A 24,622-nucleotide genomic window follows, 5' to 3' on the forward strand; every position below is an offset into this window, starting at 1 on the left:
GTAAAGAGTCCATCACAGAGCCATGACCCAAAAAACAGTACTTACCGGCATCACCACGACCGGCACGCCACATATCGGCAACTACCTCGGCGCCATCCAGCCGGCTATCGAAGCCAGCCGCAACAAGGCGCTGGACAGCTACTTCTTTCTGGCTGATTTCCATGCCCTGATCAAATGCCATGATCCGGAGCGTGTGGCGCGTTCGACCCGCGAAATCGCCGCCACCTGGCTGGCCATGGGGCTGGATACCGATGCGGCGACCTACTATCGCCAGACGGATATCCCCGAGATTACCGAGCTGACCTGGATCCTGACCTGCATGACCTCCAAGGGTCTGATGAACCGGGCCCATGCCTACAAGGCTTCCACCGATGCCAATCGGGACGCGGGCAATGCGGACCTGGACGATGGCGTCACCATGGGGCTGTTCAGCTATCCAATCCTGATGGCCGCCGATATTCTGATGTTCAATGCCGACATCATTCCAGTGGGCAAGGATCAGATCCAGCATATCGAAATGGCGCGGGACATCGCCGGGCGTTTCAACCATAACTATCAGCCGCTGTTTAACCTGCCTGAAGCCCAGGTGGATGAACAGACTCAGCTGATACCGGGGCTCGACGGGCGCAAGATGTCCAAGAGCTACGACAATACCATTCCGCTGTTCAGCTCCACGGATGAACTGCGCAAGCTGATCAACCTGATAACCACCGACCTGCGTGCGCCCGGCGAGCCCAAGGATCCGGATGGCAGCACACTGTTTCAGCTCTACAACTGCTTTGCCGACAGGGCTGAGGCCGACGCCATGCGGCGTCAGTTCCTGGAAGGGATTGCCTGGGGCGAAGCCAAGAAGCAGCTGTTCGAGTTCCTTGATGCCAAGCTCAGTGGTCCGCGCAGCCGTTACAATGAGCTGATGCAGGATCTGGGTCATGTCGAGCAGGAACTGCAAAAGGGCGCCGAGAAAGCCCGCGCCAAGGCCGCGCCTTTGCTGGAGCAGGTACGTATCGCCGCCGGTATTCGCCCACTGACCTACCAGGCGCCGGTGGCTGCGAATGAAGCCAAAAAGAAGGAAAAGTCGGCTGAAGAGCTGGCGCGGGTGGACGAAGGCCGTCGCCGGGCTATTCTTATGCAGCTCAAGCCATTGCTCGATCAGGTCACTGGCGCCGACGACAAGGCCGCTACCGCCGCGGATATCATCGCGCAGAAAACCGCCGAAGTGGATGGGCTCAAGAAAAAGGCCAGACAGAAAGCCCAGAATGAACTGGACGTGCTCAACGAAGAGCTGGCGGATTTTCTCAACGCCTGATTTGCGGCATGACGCCTGCCGGAGGATGCCATCATGTACAGCACCATTATCAGCCCGCAGCAGTTGGCGCAGTTCCTGACGCAGCCGGGTCAGGACTGCTGTCTGCTGGATTGCCGTTTCAGTCTCGCGGACAAGGGCTACGGCCGGCGAGTCTATGGCGAGGGTCATCTTGCTGGTGCCTACTACCTGGACCTGGATAAGGATCTGGCCTGCGCCATAGGTCCCGGCACCGGTCGGCATCCGCTGCCGGACATGGATCAGCTGATGGCGCGTCTTCGCGCCTGTGGTGCCGCACCCGGGGTGCAGGTGGTTGTGTACGACGATTGCGGCGGTGCCATGGCGGCCCGCGCCTGGTGGCTGCTGCGCATGCTGGGTCTGGCGTCGGTGGCCGTGCTGGATGGCGGTATAGCGGCCTGGCTTGACCGTGGGGGTGTGCTGGATACCGGCGTGCCCGAGCTCGTAGCGTCTAGCTGGCAGGGAACCTGGTCCGGCGCGGCGATGGTCAGTAGCGCTGAGGTGCTGGATAATCTGCGCGAAGAAAACTTTGTGCTGGTCGATGCGCGCAGTGCCGAGCGCTTTCGCGGCGAGCAGGAGCCCATCGATCCGGTGGCCGGCCATGTGCCGGGGGCCCTTAACCGTCCGCTGACCGATAATCTGGCGCAGGGGCGCTTCAAAAACCCGCAGGTACTGAGGCAGGAGTGGTTGGCGTTGCTGGGCGGCCGCAATGCCCGTCAGGTCGTCCACATGTGTGGCTCCGGGGTAACGGCCTGCCATAACCTGCTGTCCATGCAGATTGCTTGTCTTGATGGTTCCGGGCTCTATCCCGGCTCCTGGAGCGAATGGATTCAGGATCCGTTGCGTCCTGTGGCCACCGGGCCCGCCTGAGGCGTTTCCTTCGCCTGCATTCAACGCTGTTACTGTCATGACGCTGTTGGCAAATCGGCACAGGGTTGTCATCTGCCGCCGCTAGGCTTAAATCGCATTAGTCTAAACTTAACAGTTAGGACAATAAGAACGGGAGAGTGGCGAATGCAGATTAAAGAGCAGATCAGAAAGATCGCCGTGCTGGATGTGGACGGTGAAAGTTTTGAAGTTGATGGTCATTACAGGGGGCACGCCCGCAAGGCGAGCTGGTATACGGTGATCCGTGTCAGCACCCGCAAGGTGCATGCGGATCATTTGGCCAGCTTCCCCAGCTGCGACAAGATACGCAGCCTGATTCATTGATGTGATTGTTAAAACCGAGGCAGACGGGCGCAATGCCCGCTGCAGCAGCGCCAGGGCACTTGCCCTGGCGTTTTCGTTTATTGCACCAGCTCGTTGTCGCTGAACATGCCTTCAAACAGCGCGGTCGACAGGTAGCGCTCGCCCGAGTCAGGCAGAATTACGACTATATGCTGGCCTGCGAAGGCCGGTTCATCGGCAATGCGCAGTGCCGCACAGACCGCAGCGCCACAGGAAATGCCCGCCAGAATACCTTCTTTTTCCATCAGCGCTCGGGCGGTGGTGATGGCATCTTCATTGCTGACCTGTTCGACCCGGTCGACCAGTGCCAGGTCGAGGTTGGCCGGTACGAAGCCTGCGCCAATGCCCTGGATCTTGTGCGGTGAAGGCTTGAGTTCGTCACCCGCCAGAGTCTGGCTGATAATGGGCGAGTCCACCGGCTCCACAGCCACGCTGGTTATGGCCTTGCCCTGGGTCTGCTTGATGTAGCGCGATACACCGGTGATGGTGCCGCCGGTACCCACGCCCGCCACCAGTACATCCACCAGACCGTCGGTATCCTGCCAGATTTCGGGGCCTGTGGTCGTTTCATGAATGTGCGGATTGGCCGGGTTTTCAAACTGCTGCAGCATCAGGTGGGTCGAAGGGTTGCTGTCCACCAGTTCGGTGGCCTTGGCGATAGCGCCTTTCATGCCTTTGGCCGGTTCCGTCAATACGATCTCGGCGCCCAGGGCTTTCATCAGCTTGCGGCGCTCGATGCTCATGGAGGAGGGCATGGTCAGCACCAGCTTGTAGCCCCGTGCCGCAGCAACATAAGCCAGGGCGATACCGGTGTTGCCGCTGGTGGGCTCAACCAGGGTCATGCCGGGCTTAAGCTGGCCGGATTTCTCCGCGGCCCACACCATGCTGGCGCCAATGCGGCACTTGACGGAGCCGGCCGGGTTGCGCGATTCGATCTTGGCGTACAGTCGGGCGTTGGGTGCCAGCTGTTTGAGTTGTACCAGCGGTGTATTGCCAATGGATAAAGAGTTGTCCTCGTATATCTTCATGGTGATCCTTGCGTTGTGAGCGGTGGTAAAATCCGTTGCACAGTTATAGCGAACCCCGACGCTTTGTGAAAGGCTCCGGGGGTTTGAACAAGGCAGGATTGCCTTCAGCTTCAATGATGATAGAGGAGGTAAAGGATGCGCTTGTTGATGAAAATCCTGTCACCTGTGGTGTTCTGGCTGGCCTACGGGCTTTTCAGAATGCGTTGGCTGAAGGCGTCACGCCGTCGGCATCTGCTGGCCATGAAGCTGTTCCGGCTGGCGGCGGATAACGGCCATCGCCGGGCGCTGTCGGTCTATGGTCATCTGCTGCACTTTCGGGGCGACGGCATTGCCAATCGTATCCAGGGCGCGATCTATCTGCAGCGGGCCGCCGACAAGGGGGATAGCAAGGCCTGCTATCAGATGGGACGCATTTTCGAGCAGGGCTTCGAGCACCAGTTCCCCGTCGATGAGGCCCTGGCGCTGCATTACTATAGCCGCGCCGCCGAGCAGCAGCACCCGCTGGCCACGCGCCGCCTGGCGGACGTTTACCGCGGCGGCGAACTGGGGCAGAGCGCCGATCCTCAGGCGGCAGAACGCTGGGAACTGGGCCTGTGATTGGCGCAGCGGCGGCGGTTGATGTCATCTTGCTCCTTGCTCCTTGCTCCTTGCTCCCTGCACCTGGCTTTTGTACCTGAATCAGGGCGTTGGGTTCTTCAGCTTGACGCGAAACCGCAGCATGGTTTTGTCCTTGGCGGGAATATCCAGCGTCCAGTGCGCCCGACCTCCAAGACTCTCGTCCATGGGCTGGCTGGCGTGTTCCAGTGTCCAGGGCTGGGTAAAGTTGACCGCCAGATCCAGCTGTTTGGCGTCGCTGCCGCTGTTGCGCACCAGCACTTCGTACTCGGCCACGTAGCTGTCGTAGTCCTTGTTGAGCAGCGTTTGCTGGCGCTCCACGCTCAGGTCAAAGGCTTCGCCGAGCATCAGCTCCACCGTCTGACCGGTGGCGGTATGATTGATCTGGCTGCCGCCGATAAACTGCAGCCGGCCGTCCTCATCCGGGGCAAAGGTGCGCACGGCGCCGCCCGGCAGCGGCGTCGCGTCTCCATTCTGGAAGCTGAGCCAGGTTTGCGGTGCTGAGCGGTGGCGCTGGTTGTCCGGGTGCTGCATAGCCAGAAATTCGTGGCGGTATTCCCGTTTGACCGGCAGTGCGGCAGTGCTGACCAGCGGCAGCTGTTTTTGCTGCTGATCCAGCAGGCTGGTGCTGTTGGGCAGGGTGTAGAGCTGATAGTCCTCAAAGGCAGCCGGTGCTGCCCCGCTATCGGCGGCCATGGAGGCCATGGCGACATTGGCTTTGCGGTATGACTCCGGAGCGGGCTGATTCAGGGTGCCAGCCATCAGCTGGAAGTGGGCATTTTCAAAGTCGACCCCGCTGGAGTTGTGCAGTGTTGCAAGACCTTCAAGCGACATCTGGCTGCCGCCTTTATTGAGGGTCATGACATAGTCCATTTGCCAGCTCAGGCCGCCGGTCAGGTAGCTGAATGTGCCCTCGGCGGGACTGTCGGTGCCCTGGGTGCGAAACTCAAGGCTGGGTTTGCTGCTCAGGTGTGCCGGCAGTGAGGGGAAGATAAAGCGCCAGTCGGTGTTCAGCGGGATGCTTTCAATCTGGCTGTCTCGCCGCACCAGGGCGCGATCTCCCTCGATGCTCAGCAGGGTAACGGGAGTGATGCTTTCGTCGCCACTGGCGGGGTTGCGTCTGGCCAGCTGCAGCTGCTGGCCCAGGTAATATTGCAGCAGGGATTGGTGGGACAGCAGATTGGTGTTGAGATTCTGCTCCAGGATCTGGCCTGCGCCCTTGATGGACAGGGTTTCGGTCTGCATTTGCCGGCTGACATCCTGAATGATGACCGCCTGGCCAGGCGCCAGAGCCGGCAGGGCTCGACTGTCCCGTACCAGCCCGAGGTTCTGGGTATATACCGTCAGGGTCACGCCTTTCTGGGCGCTGGCATCAATGCTCAGCGGCGCGGGTGTTGCAGCGTACAGCTGAGCGCTCAGGATCATCAGCAGAGCGACAGGGGCGCTATGGCGGGCTTTCATCAAACATGCTCCATGTTTTCGGGGTCGGGGCGGGGATCTCCCGCCAGCCAGTCCCTTAGTGTCTTTGCAATCGTCATTGCGGGTTATTGTTGCGACGGCAGGTCAGGCAGGTCGACGGCAACCCGAAATCCCCAGCTGGATCCCAGTCCAGCTGGCGGGTTGCGGTACCGGCTGGACGATCGCACCAGGCGACCTATATCGAACCAGGAGCCACCGCGCATAACGCGGTACTCGCAGCCACTTTGCTGGCGCGCAGAGCCATTGTCGGGCGCCCCCCCATGGTTGTCTGCATAACAGTCCTGCACCCATTCATCGACATTACCGTTGAGATCAAACAGCCCCCAGGGATTTGCATCCAGGCTGCCGACCGGTGCTGCTTGCTTGCCATCCCATTCGCTGCCGCACTCGTCACAGACCGCAAATCCGCGGCCAAGTTCATCTCCCCACCAATACGAACCCTGAGTCCCGGCACGGGCCGCGTATTCCCATTCGGCTTCGCTGGGCAGGCGATAGGGCTGCCCGGTTTCGCGGGCGAGCCACTGAGCATAGGCACTGGCATCGGACCAGCTGATATTGATCACCGGCTGGCGGCCCCGGCCCCAGCCATTGTCATCGGGCAGGGCCCGTCCGGTGGCGATGGCAAAGCGGTCGTAGTCTGCAAAAGTGACTTCGTGGCGGGCCAGCGCCACCCCATGGCTGATGGTGACTTCGTGTACAGGCTTTTCATTGTCATCACTCTCGCGTGACTCTGAGCCCATCAGAAAGGTGCCGCGGGGCAAATGCACCATTTCAGGCCCATAGTCACCCTGTTCGAGCGCATCGAAGAAGAAACCACCCGGGGTTGTGCGATCGCCGCGAAAGCGATCGCCTGCGGGCTTGTCTGCTTGCTGCACAGTGTTGTCGTTCGAAGCAGTCTGAGGGCTGACGGCTGAATGATTCTTCAAGGCCTCAAGCGCCGTAGACAGCTCGGCATTCTGTTCGGCCAGGCGCTGCAACTGCTGTTGCAGCGGATTAACGGAGGGTTGGCTCAGCCAGAGCCCGAGCCAGACGCCAAGCACCAGTCCGCCCGTAAAGAGCGCGCCGCCGGTTATGCGACTTGGAGTAAAGCAGCCGCTCAGGCGCTGGCGGAGGGTTTCAAAACGGCTGCTTTCAGCTGTGGTCTCGGCGCTTTGCCGGGGGGCATTGGCGCTGTCCGGTAGCTGGGCCGCCGAAGGCTGCTCTGGCGGATTGAACAACTGCTGTACCCAGCGGGTAGCGCCCTTGGGGCGCTCGCCAGGCTCGGTTGCCAGTGCCTGCTGGAGTAATGCCCACTGGGCTGCAGTAACTTTTCCGGGCCGGGCCTGGGCTTCGACGTTAAGAAACTCTCCCGGAGCCAGTGTCGGAAGATTGCCGCTGAGCAGCTGCAGGCTGATCAGGGCGAGAGAATACAGGTCCGACTGGATGCTGAGCCGGCTTGGGATATCGGTTTCAGGGGCTTGGTAGCGCGTAGCCCTGTCGTCCGGGTTTCCGGCGGCCTGCAGCGCTTCCTGGCTGGCGAAGCCGAACAGCTTCACGCCACCCTGGCGATTGATAAAAACCTGGGCCGGGCTCAGGGCACCGTGGGGTTGCCGCAGTATCTGGTGCCCTGCGTCCAGGGCCTGCGCCAGCTGGCCGAGCAGCGCCCGCTGTTTGGTCTGCGCGAGCTTGCGCGCCTGACCACGGGCGAACAGCTGGGCCAGGGTGAGGCCATCGACGGCCTCATGGGCGCTGAACAGTTGGCCGTTTTTATCCAGAAAGTAGCCATAGCTCGCAAGTACATGGGGATGTTTCAGTGCCTTGCTCAGCAGCATCTGCTTCTTGAAGGCATTCACAAAGGTGCTGTTGCCCAGCAGTGCCGGTTCTATCAGTAGCAGGGTGACGGGGGTTTCCGGACGGGTGCTCAGATCCCTGGCCTGCCAAAGCTCCCCCAATGGGTGGGCGTCAAGGCGTGCGCTGAGCTGAAAGCGGTGGTGGTCGGGGCCCAGCGTCAGGCCTGGCGCCAGCAGTGGGTTGGATCTGTCCAGAAGTGCCTCCGTTTTGTCATTATGTTCTGCGTTTCATGTCAAGTGTCAGCCCCGCATAATAGCCCAGGTTGGGTGCTCGAATTCAATAGCCCGCAGTCGGGTGGCCGACACTTGTTTTTAGGCATTGTGCCTATGCCGGCCAGGCGACAGCTGTGCTATTTTCCAACCTATACTACAGGCAAGGCTTCGTGCTGGCAGGAAGCCTTGTTGTGAGAGCGGCACACTGAGGTGCCGACGTGTATTCGATCCGGTTTCCAAGCCCTGCAATTGCGGGTGCCCGCCGGGGTTACAGGGATGTAGCGTTATGAATCACAACTGCTTCGGTATCTTTCCGGCGCGCTGTTTGTGTGTGTCGGTGTCGGGTTTAAATACACGGCGGCCCATATGGAGTTCATCGAAGGCGTTAAATCGCCATGCACTCTGTGTGCCGCAGCGGCCCCCTGGGAATTCTCTACCTGCGCCTAGTCTGAACCTCTGGCAAAGGGGGGGCTATGCCTAAGTTATACATGGCCTGTATCCCCATTGTGCTGTTTTTCTCCGGTCTGTTCTATTTTAATGTGCCCGATAGCCTGGTCGGCATTTACGGTCCGTCCTCGGCGGTCAGCGCGCTGGAACAGAAGTACGCCCGGGCGTTGGCCGAGACTGAGGCGCAAACGGAGGCTCTGCAACAACGGCTGTTGCAGGATGCGCTGCTTGATCCAACCGACGAACAGGAGCCTACGGCGGCGGGGACTGCGCTCTATGGCTGTGACAATTACAACATTGTGGTTCTCAATAAACGCCATTTTGCCAAGCAGCTGACCGATAGTGGTGTTATCTACGCCGTTTTTCCGGGAGGCAGCACGACCTATGGCGTGGTGGATGTTGCAAGCTCAGTTATTAACGTTCTGCCGCAGGACGAACTGCCGACAGCGGTCAGGCGCAAACTGGATGGCTATCTGCCGACACTGGAAATGTGTCGGCGGGCGCCAAGCGCTACCACGGCACCGAGTCCTTATCTGTTGAGTGCGACCTTGCAGGATATACTGCAGCGCGATCTTTAGGTTTTGAGCCATAAAACACAAAAAGCGCCCTGCGGGGCGCTTTTTGTGTTCGTTCCGGTTCTCATTCCGCGCAGGTGACTCAGGCAGAGGTGTCCAGTACCGCGAAGCTTTTGACCAGCTCGTCCACGGCTTTCATCTGCGCCAGGTAGGGCTCGAGTTTGGCCAGGGGCAGGGCACAGGGGCCATCGCACTTTGCCTTTTCCGGATCGGGGTGGGATTCAAGGAAGAGCCCGGCGATACCCTGGGAAAGGCCGGCGCGGGACAGCTGGGCGACCATGGCGCGGCGTCCATCGGCGGAATCGGAGCGGCCACCAGGCATCTGTAGCGCGTGGGTGGCATCGAACATCACCGGATAGCCGAACTCCTTCATGATGGTAAAGCCAAGCATGTCGACCACCAGGTTGTTGTAGCCAAAGCTGCTGCCACGCTCGCACAGAATCAGCTGGTCATTACCGGCTTCTTCACACTTGTGCAGAATGTGCTTCATTTCGTGGGGGGCCAGAAACTGCGCCTTCTTGATATTGATAGCGGCCTTTGTTTTGGCCATGGCACTGACAAGATCCGTCTGGCGCGACAGGAATGCCGGTAACTGGATAATGTCGCAGACTTCTGCCGCAGGGGCCGCCTGATCGGGTTCATGGATGTCGGTAATCAGCGGAACATTGAAGGTGGTTTTTACTTCCTGCAGGATTTTCAGGCCTTCATCCAGGCCCGGGCCGCGGAACGAACCCAGGGACGAGCGGTTGGCCTTGTCGAAGGACGCCTTGAATACATAGGGAATGCCGAGCTTGGTAGTGACTTCGACGTAGTGCTCGGCGATTTTCATTGCCAGATCGCGGGATTCCAGCACATTCATGCCGCCAAACAGCACCATGGGCTTGTCGTTGGCGATCTCGATTTCACCGACGCGAATGACTTTTTGCTGCATTTTTTCCTACCGTAACCGGAGTTCTTTGGAAGACGTTACTGATCCCTGTAACCGTAACCTTTCGAGGCACAGCTCATAAGACGCAGTGCCTGCAAGGCCACGGATCCGGGTTTGATCAGCTTGCCTGAAAGGCCCGATTATAAGTTATTCGATGGGAAAAGGGCGGCATATTTGGCAATCCATTCCAGTGCGGCTTCGTCTTCGCTGAGGCTGCGGCCCTGCTGATCCTGCACCCACTGGCGGTAACGGCGGATATGGCAGACCTGCTCGAACATGCGCATGCGCTGGGCGTGTTCGTCGCTGGCGAAGCAGATATGCAGCTCAAAATGGTCCTGGTGGGCGTGGCACCATTCGATCTGGCCTGTAATGGCGGGAGCATGGGCCAGTTCACTGGTGCTGATGTTCACCTGCTGCCCGGTGGCGATCATGGCGGCCGAGCGGCACAGCAGTCCAAGTGGCATGGGCAGCTGTACGGTGTTGCATAGGGGGTCGACAACCTGAAGTTCGAGGGGGATCTCGTCGGGGTGGCGGATAAAACGTTGCTGGTTGCGCATGACAACCTCCGCAGATCAGATGACGCAAGGCCCTTGTATCAGCATCAAGGGGTCTTGTAGTCCCTATGTGCTTGTCCAGTGGCGCCCTTGTACTTAGAGCAGGGCAGACGCATGAACATAATTTGTACAGCGAATGCGACTATTTTTATGGGTAGACAGCTCGCCATTTGGATAAATATTGATTATCCCTATAGTGAGATTTACCTGAGTTGCTGTCGGCATTACGTAGGCATGGCTGTTTTTCACTTATTTTTAAAGCAATTCGTGCGAGAAAATTGGTCATAAAAACGTTCATGCGTCTGCCCCAGAGTGAAGACCGTTCTGACATTTCTGTAGTGATTCAATGATCGGCGGATGATCCTTTACTACAGTTTGCCCAACAGGAACAAAACCAGCACGATCACCAGCAGCAGGCCAATCCCCCCGCTCGGACCATATCCCCATGAACGGCTATGGGGCCACATTGGAATGGCGCCGAACAGCAATAGAATCAGAATTATCAGCAGAATGGTTCCCATGGCGTTATATCTCCAAATGTAAGCCCAGATAATAATCCGGTTCGATTCGGCACGGGGCCGCTCGGGGGGCTTGCTGTTATGCCGGAGCACGTTTGCGCAACGGCTCCCGCGGACACTGGTGCCTGCCCAGTATTAGTGGACAGGACTTTTCCTGGCGGTCCCGACGGTTTGGCGTCTATGCCATCCATGCTTGGGTCCGCTGGACGTCGTCTCGCTCTTATTCAAAATTGCTCCAAAAGTGGGCTCTAGTCTGTACGCCTGCGCACAAAGTGCCGCGGGCGGGGCTCAGTGAGGAGAGCGCATTGGCGGGCGCCTGTCCCGGTGGCGACATCAAGGTGTCTCTAAGTGCGCCGCCGCACCGACGGCGATCGGGATTGTGCTTAAGCTTTTATCGCGACAGGGAGAAATCGATTGGCGACTTCTCCACTTAGATCCGGAACAGGAGGCATTCGATATGAACTGGGATATCGTTGAAGGCAACTGGAAGCAGGTTAAGGGCAAGGTGAAAGTACAGTGGGGCAAGCTCACCGACGATCAACTCGACAAGATTTCCGGCAGGCGTGACGAGCTGGCGGGCAGGATCCAGGAGGCTTACGGCGTATCGAAAGATGAAGCCGAAGCGCAGATCAAGCGGTTTGAGGATCAAACCAGGGATTAACCGGGATCTGTCACGGGGATCGGGTCGCGTACGTGGAATCATGTCGATCCCTGATACCGGAATGGCTGATGCACTCCCTCAGCCTCAGTACCCGCCGCGGCGCTGGAACGGGGCGACCATGCCGCGCTGATGATGGCCAGGAGGCTGTCCGAGAATGCGGTACCAGCCGACGCTGCATGAATACTGTTTGCGCAGATATCAACATGGTGGCGTTTTGGGTCACATCATTGTTACAACAGGAGATCAACCATGAAAACACACAAACTTGCCTTGGCGGCCTTGATCGGGTCTATGACCCTGTCGACCGCAGCAATCGCCGCAGATGCGGCGCAAGAGCCCGAAGCACAGAAGTACGCAGCGAGTTCGGATGCACGGCAGCAAACGGGGATTGAGAGCAAGGACAAGCTCGAACAGGCGCTCGGGGTCGGTAAGGACAAGGCCCACTACAGCAAGGCGCTGGAAGAAATGGGTTACAAGGTGACCTCGATCAATGATAGCGATGAGACCAACCTTGAGCTCGAAGTCGTAAAAGATGATACCAGCTACGAAGTCGAAGTGAAGTTCGATGCAGAAACCAAGCTATCGACCTCGGTTGATGTCTCCTCCAATGTGTGGGAAACCGAAGCCACGGAGGAGGCCAAGGGCGAGAATTGAGCTGGCCTAATGGTGCCGGACACCTCAGTTAAGAGATAAGCTCTGAAACCGAAGTAGATGACGACGAGAAATAAATATACCAAAGAGTGCAAACAGGGCGCGGTCCGACGGGTCACGGAGCAAGGCGATGCGGACTGAGGCGGCCCGGAACCTGGGGATCAATGCCAGCATGCTGGGACGCTGGGTCCGGGAATTCCAGGCGGATGAGAACGACTCATTCCGGGGTAATGGCAATCTGACGCGGGAGCAGGACGAGCTGCGTCGCCTGCGCGAAGAGAATCGTCGACCGAAGCTGGAGCGGGAAATCCTAAAAAAGCAGCGGCCTTCTTCGCGAAAGAATCGAGCTGAAGTATCAGTTCGTCGTCCAGAAGAAGGAGATCTACTCCCTGAAGCGGCTTTGCCGGCTGCTAGCTGCGGCGTCGAAGCAATGGGCCGAGCCCGGAGCCTGAAGAAATGATCGAGTGGATATCTCGTCCTGTCCACAGGCGTAATACAAATCCGAGTCGGCTTTCAAACCTGCGTATAAGGATACTCAAATGAACAATATAATCTACATTGTTGGCCTGGTAGTCATCGTCCTCGTCGTTCTGTCTTTTTTCGGACTGCGCTAAGGCGTCCAATAGCCGAAGTCGGACAAGTTCCAGACCCGCGGTTATCAAGGTAGCGATCCAAGCCTATGCCTGCGTAAACTGCTTGGCCACAAAAGCCCAGATCATGCGTGAGGCGTCCGGGCCTTTCGGGTCGCTGTAGGCATGACCGGTTGCGCCACCACTCCAGGCGTGGCCAAGACGGCTGACTTCGCAAAGCGTCGCAATGATTCGGCCTTTGCTTCGATAGTCGGTGATGGTTGCCGCATAGCGGGCACCGCGTTGTACGGTGCGCGGTTTGCTTGCTTTGGCAGCAACCCGTGCCCCCCAGCGAATGGCGGCTTGCGCGCCGTTACTCGGCGCAACCACAGTGTCTGCCGCACCCTGAATGACCAATAGGGCGGGCAGCCGGGTATTCGGCGCAATGGGCGGTAGCGGAGATGGCGTCGCGCTTTGCCCGAACATGGCCTTGATGGCACCGGCCGAGGAGTGGGCAACGCCGGGAGCGATACCGGAATGCATGGCGATGGCTTTAAACCGTTCAGGGTGGTGAGTTGCCAGCAGCACCGCCATGCCAGCGCCGGCCGAAATGCCGGCCAATGCAATTCTGCTGCGGTCAACTGCCTGTGAGAGGCAAATTTGCTCGATGGCGGCATTGATTGAATTTTCTTCGGCTTGCGCCCGGCCTGTACGCGAGTCGTACCAGTTCCAGCAGCCTTGGATATTCGACAGACGATCCTGCTCCGGGTAGAGCACAAAGAATCGCTCGCGGGACGCGATCTGGTTCATGCGGCTGCTTGTGGCCAGCGCCTCGGCATCCTGCCCACAGCCGTGCAACATGACCAGCAGTGGCAGTTTTTCGTTTCGGCGCAGGCCGGGTGGTTTGTAGAGCCGATAACGCCGTGGCCCAGCTGTACCAACGGCGATGCCGCCGATCCAGTTGGCCGAGGCTGCGAGCTGCTTTTTGAGCGGCGCTCGCCTTGGCGTGCTCGGTGTTGTGCGCAAAGAGTCCTTGATTGCCTTGCTGCCGGCGCGTACTGCCTTCTTTGTCATGACCTTTAGCGTGCGCCGAAGTGCCTTGCGCCACAGGGTCTTGCGCGTTTTTTTGGTCATTGATCATTTTCCGGATTGTTCGATTGGACGCTATCAAACGCCGTGCTATCAGGTTCGGGCGTTCCCTAATTGACCGGAAAACTGATGATTGACATCGCGGTGCTTCGCCTCATCGGCGCGCACCGCGATGATCACCTCCCGCAAGCGGGCATTGGAGGGCAACTGCCAGTAAGCGACTGCATCCTGGGGAACCGGGATATTGGCATCGATGCCACTGTCCGCGTCAGCCAGATATTCGGTGTAGCTGTAAACGGCTTCTTCTTCGAGGTAACCCACGACGCGATGCGCCGTCCGGGGCGAGATCATGTGGAGGAGAAGTAAAAATTATAAAAACTGCCCTGGACCAGCACGATCAGCAGTCGCTCCAGGCGCGAAGGGCGGGCAATCTCGACGAAAGTCATCAAGTGCATCCGCTCATTCTCGGCTTCGTCAATCAAAGTGCGTATCCAGCCCTGATCGCTTTCCAGGCGGCGTAGGGCGCGCAATTGCTGCAGTGCACCGCCCACCATGCCGGGGACGGCAGCCACTGTTTCCAGAACCACCGCGCGATGGCCCAGGGCAAACGCATGAACACTATTTGATCAACCCGAGAATATGAAACAGGTAACGGTCACTCCAGCCGCAGGCCTTGCGCTTATTTTTGATCCCCAGCTTTTAGGTTGTGCCTTGCTTGCTCCGGGGTATCAAGTCTCTGCAGACGGGAACAGTGCAGCGTACTTGGCAATCCATTCCAGTGCGGCTTCGTCTTCGCTGAGGCAGCGGCCCTGCTGATCCTGCACCCACTGGCGGTAACGGCGGATATGGCAGACCTGCTCGAACATGCGCATGCGCTGGGCGTGTTCGTCGCTGGCGAAGCGGATATGCAGCTCAAAATGGTCCTGGTGGGCGCGGCACCATTCGATCTGGCCTGTTATGGCGGGAGCATGGGCCAGTTCACTGGTGCTGATGTTCACCTGCTGCCCGGTGGCGATCATGGCGGCCGAGCGGCACAGCAGTCCAAGTGGCATGGGCAGCTGTGCGGTATTGCATAGGGGGTCGACAACCTGAAGTTCGAGGGGGATCTCGTCGGGGTGGCGGATAAAACGTTGCTGGTTGCGCATGACAACCTCCGCAGATCAGATGACGCAAGGCCCTTGTATCAGCATCAAGGGGTCTTGTAGTCCCTAATATGCTTGTCCAGTGGCGCCCTTGTACCTAGAGTATATCGGCCAGGGTGAAAGTAACCTGAACAGAATTTTTTATTTATCGCTCAAAAATACTGGACTGATGGATGGACTCAAAAAAAGAACGGTCGGTGTTGCAGGCCGGCTATGAGGCAGTGATCGAATCCCGGGCAACGCTGGCGCTGGCCACGACGGCCGCTGATGGCGTACCGGATATCAGTTATGCGCCCTTCGTGCGCGATGAGCAGGGGCGTTTTTGCATCTTTGTCAGTGCGCTGGCGGCCCACACCGGCAATCTGCTGCGCGAGCCCCGTGCCTCTGTCATGCTGATTCAGCCCGAGTCCGAGGCGACCAACCTGTTTGCCCGCGAGCGCCTGACGCTGCGCTGTCGGGCAACGGAGATTCACCGCGATGAGTCGGATTACGAGCCCATTCTGGAGCGCATGGCAGCGCGTTTTGGCCCGCTGATTCAGCAACTGCGAAGCCTGGCGGATTTTCATTTGCTGGCGCTGGCGCCGCAAAGCGGTACTTATATAGTGGGATTTGGGCGTGCCTATGAACTGGATGTGAAGAGCGGCGAATTGCGCCATATCGATGCCGACCGGTTGCGCCAGCGCTCAGCAGGGGACGCGGACTAGGAGGCTGCGTCACAGCGCCTGCAGCATTTCGCCGGCGATCCAGCTGGCGACAAGCAGGGCCACAAAACAGCCATAGGCGAACCAGCGATAGCGTTTGGCGAGCTTCTCTTCGTCGTAGGTGGAGAGCAGGTAGGGCTGATCCGATTCGTCCGGGCGCATCAGTACATGCACCGTGGGCAATGTGTGCAGTTCCCTCTGGCGTTGCATGATGTCGTTGCGGGCCTGGGTTTGCACCTGCTGCCATTCATCCGCATCCAGCAAACCGTTGCGGTTGCCATCAAAGCGCGCCAGTAGCTGCTGATAGTCTGACTTCCACTGGCGAATAAGCTCGCCGACTTCCCGGGTCTGGTCCAGCTGGTCGCGCCCGCCGCCCAGGCTGTGGAACCGGCCCAGGGCATAGATGCTTTCGTATTCCAGTATCACTTCTTCCAGATAGCGGTAGCGGCTGCCGCCAAAGCTGACATTAAAGCGCATGCCGGGATTGTGCTGCGCGGGCCCGCCCGCAGGGCTCGGGGTGTGGCCATACCAGCGCTTGCGCACCTGCGCCTTCACCTCGCTCCCCTCGGGGTCTATCTGACAGATGCCGCTGCGATCATCCAGCTGGAACCACTCGTCCGAGGTGCCCTCGCGCTCGCACACCCAGCGGCGGTTTTTGCCGCTGCCTTTTTCCCTTTCCACCTTGTAGTGATACCAGACGCATTCGCGCCCGGTGAGCGGGGAACGGAGCAGACCGCTGGGGCTTGACAGGGCCTGGCCTTGCAGCTCGACATAGCCCTGATGCGCTGACTGCACCCGTGCGGTGGGTGTGTCTGCAATCAGGCGATAGCGTTTAAGGAAGCGAAAGCCAAACCAGAAGCCAGCCAGAATCACCCCGCAACTGACACCTAAGGCGATCACGACTTCGTGCAGTTCCAGCGCGGTGACATCCAGCAGCATCAGCCGAACAGTGCCTTGATATTCACGTCAGCCTTCTGCTCGTCTTCGAATTCCAGCAGCTCCGCTGCTCTGAAGCCGAATTTGCCGGCAATCAGGTTGTCGGGGAACTGCTCGATGCGAATGTTATTGAGGTTCACCGATTCGTTGTAGAACTCGCGTCTGTCGGCAATGCCGCTTTCAAGTCCGGTGATGCGACCCTGCAAGTGCTGGAAAGACTCGCTGGCCTTGAGGTCGGGGTAGGCTTCGGCCACGGCAAACAGATTGCCAAGGCCGAAGCGCATCTGGGTTTCGGCCTTGCCAACAGCTTTTATATCCTGCGCTTCCCGCGCCTGGGCCACGGCGTTGCGTGCCTGCATCACGGCTTCCAGCGTCTGCTGTTCATAGCCCATGTATTGCTTGCAGGTTTCTACCAGCTTGGGCAGCTCGTCATGGCGCTGCTTGAGCAACACATCGATATTGGCCCAGGCCTTGGAAACATTGTGTTTGAGGCGAACCAGATTGTTGTACAGCGAGATGCCGTACAGCACCAGCAGCACGGCGGCGGCCAGCAGAATCAGGGTGATCGGATCCATGAACATCTTCCTTGCTTGATGACCAGAACACTATAGCGCACCCGTTTACCGGATTGGACGCCGCGGCGGCTGTGCATGCGGATGGCGGGGCTCAGATCTGCCCGCCTCCCATCATCTCGACGACCAGCGTCTTGACGAGAAAGGCTGCCAGCCCAAGTCCGAGGGCGCCAAACAGTATGAAGGTGCCAAATTTGCCGGCGTTGGACTTCTTCGCCAGGTCATAAATGATGAAAAATACAAAGGCCGCGAACAGAACCAGACCAATGTTCAGTGCAAGAGACTCCATTTCCGCCAGACGCACTTTTTTGCTCCTTGATTTAACTTAGCAGCCTGTCGGGCTTAACACTGATCTACCGCGGAAAAGCCGATTCTCTCCGGTAAAGAGGGGTCATTTTCTGAGCTCTTTTTTACTCGTCGCAGGCTCCTCGGCCTGCGACCCCGCTAAAGCGGTTCTTTCCACTTCGTTCCAAGTGTTAAATAGAACCACTATTTGCCTCAAAAGAGTTCAAAAACTGACTCAAATCGGTCTTTCCCTCGCTACGATCGGCCAAGCTCGAAAGGCTGCCGGGGGCCAGAATTTGGTCGCAGATTGTACAGCATGAAACGGTGCCAGAAAATGCATGGGAGCCGGATTTTGTACAGGGCAGGGTAGCGTCGCACCAGGGTGTGGGCAAAGAGCCCCAAAAGGTGCCAAGTCGCAGTTACAGAGGCGCACTCTTGCTGTGAATGGGGCAGGCCCCGTTGTGGGGCGCTGCTGCAGTGCAGGCTGCTTCTTTGTGGTGCAGGGGCCTGCCGGCGGCGCAAATCCGTGCGCACTGAGGGCGCATTGTGGCACGAGGATGTCACTTTGACGGATGAGGCCCTGGCTGACTTGCGGGCCGCCTGGCCCCGTATCCGGGCGTTATTTAAAAACTGGCACCACCTTTGCAGTAGGTCTGGACGCATGTTTCAGACTGACACACTTTAAATGGCAAGGGGTGACTGTAGATGAAAACCAAGGCTTCCAAATCCGCCGTGATCGGGACTCTGTCCGCACTGGCACTGTCTGTGTCCATGAATGTCGCGGTTGCGGCTGAAGACACGATCAAGGTCGGTATCCTGCATTCTCTGTCGGGCACCATGGCAATCAGCGAAACCACGCTCAAAGACACCATGCTGATGCTGATCGAGGAGCAGAACAAGAAAGGCGGTCTGCTGGGCAAGCAGCTGGAAGCGGTGGTGGTGGATCCCGCGTCAAACTGGCCGCTGTTCGCGGAAAAAGCCCGTGAGCTGATCGAGAAGAACGGTGTGGATGCCATCTTCGGTGCCTGGACCTCGGTATCACGCAAGTCCGTGCTGCCGGTGGTGGAAGAGCTCGACAGCATCATGTTCTACCCGGTGCAGTACGAAGGTGAAGAGTCCTCCAAAAACGTCTTCTACACCGGCGCAGCACCCAACCAGCAGGCCGTTCCTGCGGTGGATTACCTGATGAACGACCTGGGCGTCGAACGCTGGGTACTGGCGGGGACCGACTACGTTTACCCACGCACCACCAACAAGATTCTGGAAGCCTACCTCAAGGCCAAGGGCGTGGCGGCTGAAGACATCATGATCAACTACACGCCCTTCGGTCATTCCGACTGGCAGTCCATCGTCTCTGACATCAAGAAATTCGGCGCCGAAGGCAAGAAGACCGCCGTGGTGTCCACCATCAATGGTGATGCCAACGTGCCGTTCTACAAGGAGCTGGGCTCCCAGGGCGTTGCTGCCGGCGATATCCCGGTTGTTGCTTTCTCCGTGGGCGAGGAAGAGCTTTCCGGTATCGATACCGCGCCGCTGGTCGGCCATCTGGCGGCCTGGAACTATTTCATGAGCGTGGACAGCGAAACCAACGACAGCTTTATCGACGGCTGGCATGCCTACACCAAGGATGACAAGCGTGTGTCCAACGACCCGATGGAAGCCCATTACATCGGCTTCAACATGTGGGTTGAGGCGGTGAAGAAGGCCGGCACCACGGATGCCAAGGCGGTGCAGGAATCCATCATCGGGGTTGCAGTACCCAACCTGACCGGTGGCTACTCCACCATGATGCCCAACCACCACATCACCAAGCCGGTAATGATCGGTGAAATTCAGGATGACGGTCAGTTCGAAGTGGTCTGGCAGACCTCAGGTACCGTGGCGGGCGATGCCTGGTCCGACTACCTGGAAGGTTCCAAGGACATCATCTCCGACTGGCGTGCACCGCTGTCCTGCGGCAACTACAACGTTAAAACTGCCAAGTGCTCGGGTCAGAATTTCTGATTTGACATGAAGTGCCGTGACGGGGCCTGGCAGTAGCCGGGCTCCGTTTGATTGAACTGTTGGGAGAACAGCATGCCCATGTCCAGGCCTGTGGTGAGACTGCTACCGTTTTTTGCACTCTGGATGCTCGTGACACTTCTGCTGTCGCTCTCGCTGGATGCCAGGTCCGCCGAGCAGGATCCGACACTGGCGCACGTCAGCACCTTGCTGGTGAAGAAATTCGATGACAAGGCAAAAGCGGTTGCGCTGCTGGTTGAAACCAATCATCCGCGCACAGAAGAGATCCTGCGGCTGATTCAGGACGGCGAGCTTTATTACCGCAAGAATGATAACCGGCTGTTTAACATCCCTGTGGCCGAGACCGGAGCCCAGGCAGTCGACCTGCTCGATGCATCGGCCATCACAATCGAGAAAACCCGCGAATTCAAGAAGGTCACGCTCAACAATCTGATGCGTGGCCAGATCGGTCTGGCGCTGGCGGAGATCGGGCTCAAGTCCGAGGATCCGGCCCAGCGCGAGGCTGCAGTACGCAAGTTGCTCGGCGAGTTGAGCGACGAATCCGTGGCCGTGCTGCGCAAGCGCATCGGTGCGGAGCCGGTCAGCGCCGTGCGTGATCTGATACAGGTCGCGCTGGCGGTAAATGACTTGAGAAACGGTGATGAAGTCGCCCGGCTGCAGGCGATTGAGCGCGTTGAGGGATCACTGGAGTCGCCGGTGCGCACGGCCCTGACCCAGGTGGCCGAGTCCGACGTCAGCCCGGTGGTCAAACAGAAGGCGCAGCTGGCGCTTAACGGTATCGACGAGCAGATTCGCCTCTATGGCATGGTTGAAACCCTCTATTTCGGTATCAGCCTGGGCTCGGTGCTGGTACTGGCGGGTATAGGCCTTGCCATTACCTTTGGCGTTATGGGCGTGATCAACATGGCCCACGGCGAGCTGATCATGCTGGGGGCCTACACCACCTATGTGGTGCAGCAGCTGATGCCCAATCATCTGGGGGCCTCCATCCTGGTGGCGATTCCGGCGGCCTTTATGGTGTCGGCCCTGGTGGGCGTGGCCATCGAGCGCGGTGTCATTCGATTTCTGTACGGCCGCCCGCTGGAAACCCTGCTGGCGACCTTTGGTATCAGCCTGATCCTGCAGCAGGCGGTGCGCTCGGTGTTCTCGCCGCTGAACCGTTCCGTATCCACGCCAGAGTGGATGAGCGGCATGGTCGAGATCAATCCGGTGCTGTCCCTGACCCTGAGCCGGCTGTACATCATCCTGTTCTGCCTGCTGGTGTTCGTGGCACTGGTGATGGTGCTCAAGCGCACACCGCTGGGTCTGCAGGTACGTGCAGTGTCGCAGAACCGTGCCATGGCCCGGGCCATGGGCGTGCGCTCCAAATGGGTGGATGCCATGACCTTTGGCCTTGGCTCGGGTGTTGCCGGCGTGGCCGGTGTGGCGCTGTCGCAGCTGACCAACGTGGGACCCAACCTCGGCCAGGCCTATATCATCGATTCGTTCATGGTGGTGGTATTCGGCGGTGTCGGCAATCTCTGGGGCACCCTGGTGGCGGGCCTTAGTCTGGGTATCGCCAACAAGGTACTGGAACCCTGGGCCGGGGCCGTGCTGGCGAAGATCCTGGTGCTGGTGTTTATCATTCTGTTTATACAAAAACGACCGCGCGGGCTCTTTCCACAGCGTGGCCGTGCCGCGGAGGGCTGATAGTGATGTTTATTATGAATGCTCTCAAGGGTGATCGTGGTGGCCAGATTCTGCTGGGTGTACTGCTGGTGCTGGTTATCGCGGTGCCGCTGCTGAATTTGATGGTGCCGGCGGGCCATGCGTTACATGTTCCGACCTACACAGTGACGCTGATGGGCAAGTACCTGACGCTGGCGCTGCTGGCGGTGGCGGTGGATCTGGTGTGGGGCTATCTGGGTATTCTGACCCTGGGCCACGCGGCCTTCTTCGCCCTGGGCGGTTACGCCATGGGCATGTACCTGATGCGCCAGATTGGTGATAGGGGTGTCTATGGCAACCCCGATCTGCCGGACTTCATGGTGTTCCTGAACTGGGACGCACTGCCCTGGTTCTGGAGTGGCTTTGATCAGTTCTGGTTCGCGGCCCTGATGGTGCTGCTGGTGCCGGGCCTGCTGGCCTTTGTGTTCGGCGCCCTGGCGTTCCGCTCCCGGGTGTCGGGGGTTTACCTGTCGATTATCACCCAGGCACTGACCTATGCCCTGATGCTGGCGTTCTTTCGCAATGAAATGGGCTTTGGCGGTAACAACGGCCTGACCGACTTCAAGGAGCTGCTGGGCTTTGATCTGCAGTCTGACCAGACCCGTATTGGCCTCTTTGTTGCCTCCGCGGTGGCCCTGATGCTGGGCTATCTGCTGTGCCGGGTACTGATGAACGGTCGCCTTGGGCGCGTCTGTGTGGCGGTGCGCGATGCCGAGTCCCGGGCGCGCTTTATCGGCTATCGGGTCGAGAACGTCAAACTGGGTGTTTTTACCGTATCCGCCATGCTGGCCGGTATTGCCGGCGCACTCTACGTGCCTCAGGTTGGCATTATCAACCCCGGCGAGTTTTCACCGCTGAACTCCATCGAAGTCGTGGTCTGGGTTGCTGTGGGTGGCAGGGCAACCCTGTACGGCGCCGTGGTGGGGGCTCTGGTGATCAACTATGCCAAAACCTACTTTACCGCCGAACTGCCGGAAGTCTGGCTCTTTGCCCTCGGCGGCCTGTTCGTGCTGGTCACGCTGTTGCTGCCGCGCGGCCTGACCGGTCTGCTGCGTCGCAAGGAGGCCAGCGCATGAAAGTGGCAACCGTTTTTGAGCAAATGCTGGACCGTGAACATGTGTATCCCTTCATGCAGGGGGGGCCGCATCGCAACATTGACGTCAGCCACAATGTGCTGCTGTATCTGGAGGGGATATCGGTCAGCTTTGACGGCTTCAGGGCCATCAATGACCTGAACCTCTATATCAACGACGGCGAACTGCGCTGCATTATAGGCCCCAACGGCGCCGGCAAGACCACCATGATGGATATCATCACCGGCAAAACGACACCCGACAGCGGCTCGGCCTGGTTTGGTCAGAGCATCAACCTGCTGGCGCTGGATGAGCCCGCCATTGCCCAGGCCGGTATCGGGCGCAAGTTCCAGAAGCCCACTGTGTTCGAGTTTCTCTCGGTGGTGGAAAACCTGGAACTGTCGATGGAGGGTGACCGCGGTCTCTGGTCGATCATCAGCAGCAAGCTGACCGGCGAGCAGCGTGATCATCTGGACAAGGTGGCGGACATGATCGGTCTTGCCGAGCAGCGCGCGCTGCGTGCCGGCAGTCTGTCCCACGGTCAGAAACAGTGGCTCGAGATCGGCATGCTGCTGATGCAGCGCCCGCGTCTGCTGCTGGTGGATGAACCTGTGGCCGGCATGACCCACCAGGAAATGGATCGTACCGCCGAGCTGCTGATTTCGCTTGCCGGCGAGCATTCCGTGGTGGTGGTGGAGCACGACATGGACTTTGTGCGCAACCTGGCGGGCAGGGACCGTACCGTAACCGTGCTGCATCAGGGCTCGGTACTGGCCGAAGGCACCATGGAGCAGGTACAGAATAATCGCAAGGTAGTTGAAGTGTACCTGGGGGAGTAGGACATGGTTAAAATGAAAGCAGGGTGCACGACATGCTTAAAGTAACAGGTCTGAACCAGTTCTACGGTGAGAGCCATACGCTTTGGGACGTGGAACTGGATGTTCCCAAGGGGAAATGCACCGTACTGATGGGCCGTAACGGCGTGGGCAAAACCACGCTGTTGCAGTGCATCATGGGGCATCAGGCGGTCAAGAGTGGCCAGATCGAACTGGCCGGCCAGGATCTGCTGGCGCGCTCGGTGGAGCAGCGCCCGCGTCTGGGGGTGGGCTACGTGCCCCAGGGGCGGCAGATCTTTCCGCTGCTGAGCGTGGAAGAGAATCTGCAGGTGGGCTTGCCGGTGCGCAAGCGTGGCGATCGCAGGATACCGGATTACATCTTCGAGCTGTTCCCGGTGCTCAAGCAGATGCTCAACCGGCGCGGCGGCGATCTGTCGGGCGGTCAGCAACAGCAGCTGGCGATTGGCCGGGCGCTGGTGGTGGACCCGCAGCTGCTGATACTGGATGAACCCACCGAAGGCATTCAGCCCAATGTGGTGCAGGAAATCGGCGATATCATCCGTCACCTGAACCGCGAGTTCGGCCTGACCGTGTTGCTGGTGGAACAGAAACTGCCGTTCGCCCGCAAGGTGGCCGATCATTTCTGTATCCTTGATCGCGGCCGCAGTGTGGCCACCGGCGCCATGGACGGGCTGGATGATGGCTTGATCCGCAAATACCTTACGGTGTAACCGCAGACATGCGCAGACTGTGCCCAAGGGGAGGGAGAGAGACGTGAGTAGGCAGACGGCGGTACAGGCGGAACGGGGCTGGCAGGCTCGGCTTGAGCTGGGTTACGAGTCGCGCGGCGGCAAAACCCGCCTGGTACATCGCAGCATGCACGGACCTCTGGCGGTGCAGCGGCCCTTCTATCCCCAGGGCGGTATCTGTCACAGTTACCTGCTGCATCCCCCCGGCGGGGTGGTGGGCGGCGATGAACTTGAGATCGATGTGCGTGTCGCAGACGGCGCCCATGCGCTGCTGACCACGCCCGGGGCCACCAAGTTTTATCGTTGTGCCGGGCTTACCGCGCACCAGTGCCAGCATTTCTGGGTCGAGGATGGCGGTATTCTGGAGTGGCTGCCGCAGGAAAATATCTTCTTTCCCGGTGCATCGAGCCGCTTGCGCAGCCGTATTGATGTGGCGGCCGGCGGGCGCTTTATCGGCTGGGAGTTCCAGTGTCTGGGGCGGCCAGCCAATAATGAAACCTTTACCTTTGGCAGCGTCGACAGTCGCTGTGAGCTGCGTCTGGACGGCAAGCGGGTGCTGATTGATCAGTTGCAGGTGCGGGGGCTGGATCAGTTTGGCGCCGCCGCCGGCATGCGCGGCCATTCCATGGCGGCCAGCCTCTATGCGCTGCCGGCAACCGAGGCCGTGCTGGGCAGGGTGCAGTCACTGATTGATGACCGTTTTGCGGAGCATGCCATTGGGGCAACCCTGGTGGATTCGGTGCTGGCCGTGCGCATGCTGGGGCAGAATACCGAAGATATTCAGTCCGTGCTGATTCCCCTGTGGGAGCTGTTGCGCCGGGAGTTGCTGGCGCTTGAACCCTGCCCGCCGCGTATCTGGTCGACCTGAGCGCGGCCGGGTCTGTGCTGCTAG

General features: G+C 59.1%; 26 protein-coding genes and 1 pseudogene. 15 read left to right on the forward strand and 12 right to left on the reverse strand.

The annotated features are described in order from the left end of the window. Nucleotides 1-22: 22 nt before the first annotated feature. From trpS to MRS74_RS05750, 3 genes are all read left to right on the forward strand, one after another. Nucleotides 23-1,306, forward strand: a complete 1,284-nt coding sequence (gene trpS / locus MRS74_RS05740) for a tryptophan--tRNA ligase (RefSeq protein ID WP_254579326.1) — start codon at nucleotides 23-25, stop codon at nucleotides 1,304-1,306. 33 nt (nucleotides 1,307-1,339) lie between these two features. After that, on the forward strand, nucleotides 1,340-2,191 hold the full coding sequence (locus tag MRS74_RS05745) for a sulfurtransferase (protein ID WP_254579327.1): 852 nt from the start codon (nucleotides 1,340-1,342) through the stop codon (nucleotides 2,189-2,191). Between the two features lie 144 nt (nucleotides 2,192-2,335). After that, nucleotides 2,336-2,533: a hypothetical protein gene (locus tag MRS74_RS05750; protein WP_254579328.1), complete on the forward strand. Its 198-nt coding sequence runs from the start codon at nucleotides 2,336-2,338 to the stop codon at nucleotides 2,531-2,533. Nucleotides 2,534-2,610: 77 nt separating this feature from the next. On the opposite strand, the gene cysK is transcribed toward MRS74_RS05750, so the two are convergent. Next, nucleotides 2,611-3,579 carry a cysteine synthase A gene (cysK, locus tag MRS74_RS05755; protein WP_254579329.1) on the reverse strand — a complete coding sequence of 323 codons (969 nt, stop codon included), beginning with the start codon at nucleotides 3,577-3,579 and terminating at the stop codon, nucleotides 2,611-2,613. 147 nt (nucleotides 3,580-3,726) lie between these two features. On the opposite strand from cysK, the gene MRS74_RS05760 reads away from it, so the two are divergent. Further along, nucleotides 3,727-4,176, forward strand: a complete 450-nt coding sequence (locus tag MRS74_RS05760) for a tetratricopeptide repeat protein (protein ID WP_254579330.1) — start codon at nucleotides 3,727-3,729, stop codon at nucleotides 4,174-4,176. A gap of 81 nt (nucleotides 4,177-4,257) precedes the next feature. Here MRS74_RS05760 and MRS74_RS05765 read toward each other — a convergent pair whose 3' ends face one another. Both MRS74_RS05765 and MRS74_RS05770 read right to left on the reverse strand, forming a co-directional pair. After that, nucleotides 4,258-5,655, reverse strand: a complete 1,398-nt coding sequence (locus MRS74_RS05765) for a DUF4139 domain-containing protein (protein ID WP_254579331.1) — start codon at nucleotides 5,653-5,655, stop codon at nucleotides 4,258-4,260. A gap of 83 nt (nucleotides 5,656-5,738) precedes the next feature. Beyond that, nucleotides 5,739-7,604 (reverse strand): SUMF1/EgtB/PvdO family nonheme iron enzyme, encoded by a 1,866-nt coding sequence (locus MRS74_RS05770; RefSeq protein WP_254579332.1) that lies wholly within the window; start codon nucleotides 7,602-7,604, stop codon nucleotides 5,739-5,741. 584 nt (nucleotides 7,605-8,188) lie between these two features. On the opposite strand from MRS74_RS05770, the gene MRS74_RS05775 reads away from it, so the two are divergent. Next, a complete protein-coding gene (locus MRS74_RS05775; protein ID WP_254579333.1) occupies nucleotides 8,189-8,740 on the forward strand; it encodes a hypothetical protein in 552 nt (183 codons plus the stop codon). Between the two features lie 79 nt (nucleotides 8,741-8,819). On the opposite strand, the gene kdsA is transcribed toward MRS74_RS05775, so the two are convergent. The 3 genes from kdsA to MRS74_RS05790 form a co-directional block, all read right to left on the reverse strand. Further along, a complete protein-coding gene (gene kdsA, locus MRS74_RS05780) occupies nucleotides 8,820-9,668 on the reverse strand; it encodes a 3-deoxy-8-phosphooctulonate synthase (RefSeq protein WP_254579334.1) in 849 nt (282 codons plus the stop codon). A gap of 137 nt (nucleotides 9,669-9,805) precedes the next feature. After that, a complete protein-coding gene (locus MRS74_RS05785; RefSeq protein WP_254579335.1) occupies nucleotides 9,806-10,222 on the reverse strand; it encodes a hypothetical protein in 417 nt (138 codons plus the stop codon). 365 nt (nucleotides 10,223-10,587) lie between these two features. Next, the gene (locus MRS74_RS05790) at nucleotides 10,588-10,740 is read right to left on the reverse strand and encodes a DUF3309 family protein (protein ID WP_254579336.1); all 153 of its coding nucleotides are present in this window, start codon (nucleotides 10,738-10,740) and stop codon (nucleotides 10,588-10,590) included. A 454-nt stretch (nucleotides 10,741-11,194) separates the two neighbouring features. Between MRS74_RS05790 and MRS74_RS05795 the strand changes: the two genes are divergently transcribed. The 3 genes from MRS74_RS05795 (at nucleotide 11,195) to MRS74_RS05805 (ending at nucleotide 12,509) form a co-directional block, all read left to right on the forward strand. After that, on the forward strand, nucleotides 11,195-11,398 hold the full coding sequence (locus tag MRS74_RS05795; protein WP_254579337.1) for a CsbD family protein: 204 nt from the start codon (nucleotides 11,195-11,197) through the stop codon (nucleotides 11,396-11,398). 249 nt (nucleotides 11,399-11,647) lie between these two features. Continuing rightward, nucleotides 11,648-12,052 (forward strand): hypothetical protein, encoded by a 405-nt coding sequence (locus MRS74_RS05800; protein ID WP_254579338.1) that lies wholly within the window; start codon nucleotides 11,648-11,650, stop codon nucleotides 12,050-12,052. A 127-nt stretch (nucleotides 12,053-12,179) separates the two neighbouring features. Beyond that, entirely contained in the window at nucleotides 12,180-12,509 is a 330-nt protein-coding gene (locus tag MRS74_RS05805) for a transposase (RefSeq protein WP_254579339.1), read from the forward strand. Nucleotides 12,510-12,726: 217 nt separating this feature from the next. Here MRS74_RS05805 and MRS74_RS05810 read toward each other — a convergent pair whose 3' ends face one another. The 3 genes and pseudogenes from MRS74_RS05810 to MRS74_RS05825 form a co-directional block, all read right to left on the reverse strand. Continuing rightward, nucleotides 12,727-13,752, reverse strand: coding sequence for an extracellular catalytic domain type 1 short-chain-length polyhydroxyalkanoate depolymerase (locus MRS74_RS05810; protein WP_254579340.1), 1,026 nt, complete (start codon nucleotides 13,750-13,752; stop codon nucleotides 12,727-12,729). 48 nt (nucleotides 13,753-13,800) lie between these two features. Beyond that, nucleotides 13,801-14,261: pseudogene (locus tag MRS74_RS24175) on the reverse strand (alternative oxidase). Nucleotides 14,262-14,435: 174 nt separating this feature from the next. Then, complete coding sequence (locus MRS74_RS05825; RefSeq protein ID WP_254579343.1) at nucleotides 14,436-14,852, reverse strand: hypothetical protein; 417 nt, start codon at nucleotides 14,850-14,852, stop codon at nucleotides 14,436-14,438. Nucleotides 14,853-15,022: 170 nt separating this feature from the next. Between MRS74_RS05825 and MRS74_RS05830 the strand changes: the two genes are divergently transcribed. After that, on the forward strand, nucleotides 15,023-15,553 hold the full coding sequence (locus MRS74_RS05830; protein WP_254579344.1) for a HugZ family pyridoxamine 5'-phosphate oxidase: 531 nt from the start codon (nucleotides 15,023-15,025) through the stop codon (nucleotides 15,551-15,553). Between the two features lie 9 nt (nucleotides 15,554-15,562). Here the strand turns inward: MRS74_RS05830 and MRS74_RS05835 are convergent, their stop codons facing one another. From MRS74_RS05835 to MRS74_RS05845, 3 genes are all read right to left on the reverse strand, one after another. Then, nucleotides 15,563-16,489: a hypothetical protein gene (locus MRS74_RS05835; protein WP_254579345.1), complete on the reverse strand. Its 927-nt coding sequence runs from the start codon at nucleotides 16,487-16,489 to the stop codon at nucleotides 15,563-15,565. Continuing rightward, nucleotides 16,489-17,061 carry a LemA family protein gene (locus MRS74_RS05840; protein WP_254579346.1) on the reverse strand — a complete coding sequence of 191 codons (573 nt, stop codon included), beginning with the start codon at nucleotides 17,059-17,061 and terminating at the stop codon, nucleotides 16,489-16,491. Before MRS74_RS05840 ends, MRS74_RS05835 begins: the two co-directional genes overlap by 1 nt. 91 nt (nucleotides 17,062-17,152) lie before the next feature. After that, nucleotides 17,153-17,362, reverse strand: a complete 210-nt coding sequence (locus tag MRS74_RS05845; RefSeq protein WP_254579347.1) for a DUF2788 domain-containing protein — start codon at nucleotides 17,360-17,362, stop codon at nucleotides 17,153-17,155. 686 nt (nucleotides 17,363-18,048) lie between these two features. Between MRS74_RS05845 and urtA the strand changes: the two genes are divergently transcribed. The 6 genes from urtA (at nucleotide 18,049) to MRS74_RS05875 (ending at nucleotide 24,598) form a co-directional block, all read left to right on the forward strand. Further along, entirely contained in the window at nucleotides 18,049-19,347 is a 1,299-nt protein-coding gene (gene urtA / locus MRS74_RS05850) for an urea ABC transporter substrate-binding protein (RefSeq protein WP_254579348.1), read from the forward strand. A 72-nt stretch (nucleotides 19,348-19,419) separates the two neighbouring features. Continuing rightward, complete coding sequence (gene urtB, locus MRS74_RS05855; protein ID WP_438362317.1) at nucleotides 19,420-21,054, forward strand: urea ABC transporter permease subunit UrtB; 1,635 nt, start codon at nucleotides 19,420-19,422, stop codon at nucleotides 21,052-21,054. A gap of 5 nt (nucleotides 21,055-21,059) precedes the next feature. Continuing rightward, nucleotides 21,060-22,148, forward strand: coding sequence for an urea ABC transporter permease subunit UrtC (gene urtC / locus MRS74_RS05860; protein WP_254579349.1), 1,089 nt, complete (start codon nucleotides 21,060-21,062; stop codon nucleotides 22,146-22,148). Beyond that, a complete protein-coding gene (gene urtD / locus MRS74_RS05865; protein ID WP_438362318.1) occupies nucleotides 22,145-22,984 on the forward strand; it encodes an urea ABC transporter ATP-binding protein UrtD in 840 nt (279 codons plus the stop codon). Before urtC ends, urtD begins: the two co-directional genes overlap by 4 nt. 32 nt (nucleotides 22,985-23,016) lie before the next feature. After that, nucleotides 23,017-23,712: an urea ABC transporter ATP-binding subunit UrtE gene (gene urtE, locus MRS74_RS05870; protein WP_254579350.1), complete on the forward strand. Its 696-nt coding sequence runs from the start codon at nucleotides 23,017-23,019 to the stop codon at nucleotides 23,710-23,712. A 43-nt stretch (nucleotides 23,713-23,755) separates the two neighbouring features. Further along, nucleotides 23,756-24,598 carry an urease accessory protein UreD gene (locus MRS74_RS05875; protein WP_254579351.1) on the forward strand — a complete coding sequence of 281 codons (843 nt, stop codon included), beginning with the start codon at nucleotides 23,756-23,758 and terminating at the stop codon, nucleotides 24,596-24,598. The last annotated feature ends 24 nt before the right edge of the window (nucleotides 24,599-24,622 follow it).

Source organism: Marinobacterium sedimentorum (assembly GCF_024267675.1).
In the GTDB taxonomy this organism is placed as follows: domain Bacteria; phylum Pseudomonadota; class Gammaproteobacteria; order Pseudomonadales; family Balneatricaceae; genus Marinobacterium_A; species Marinobacterium_A sedimentorum.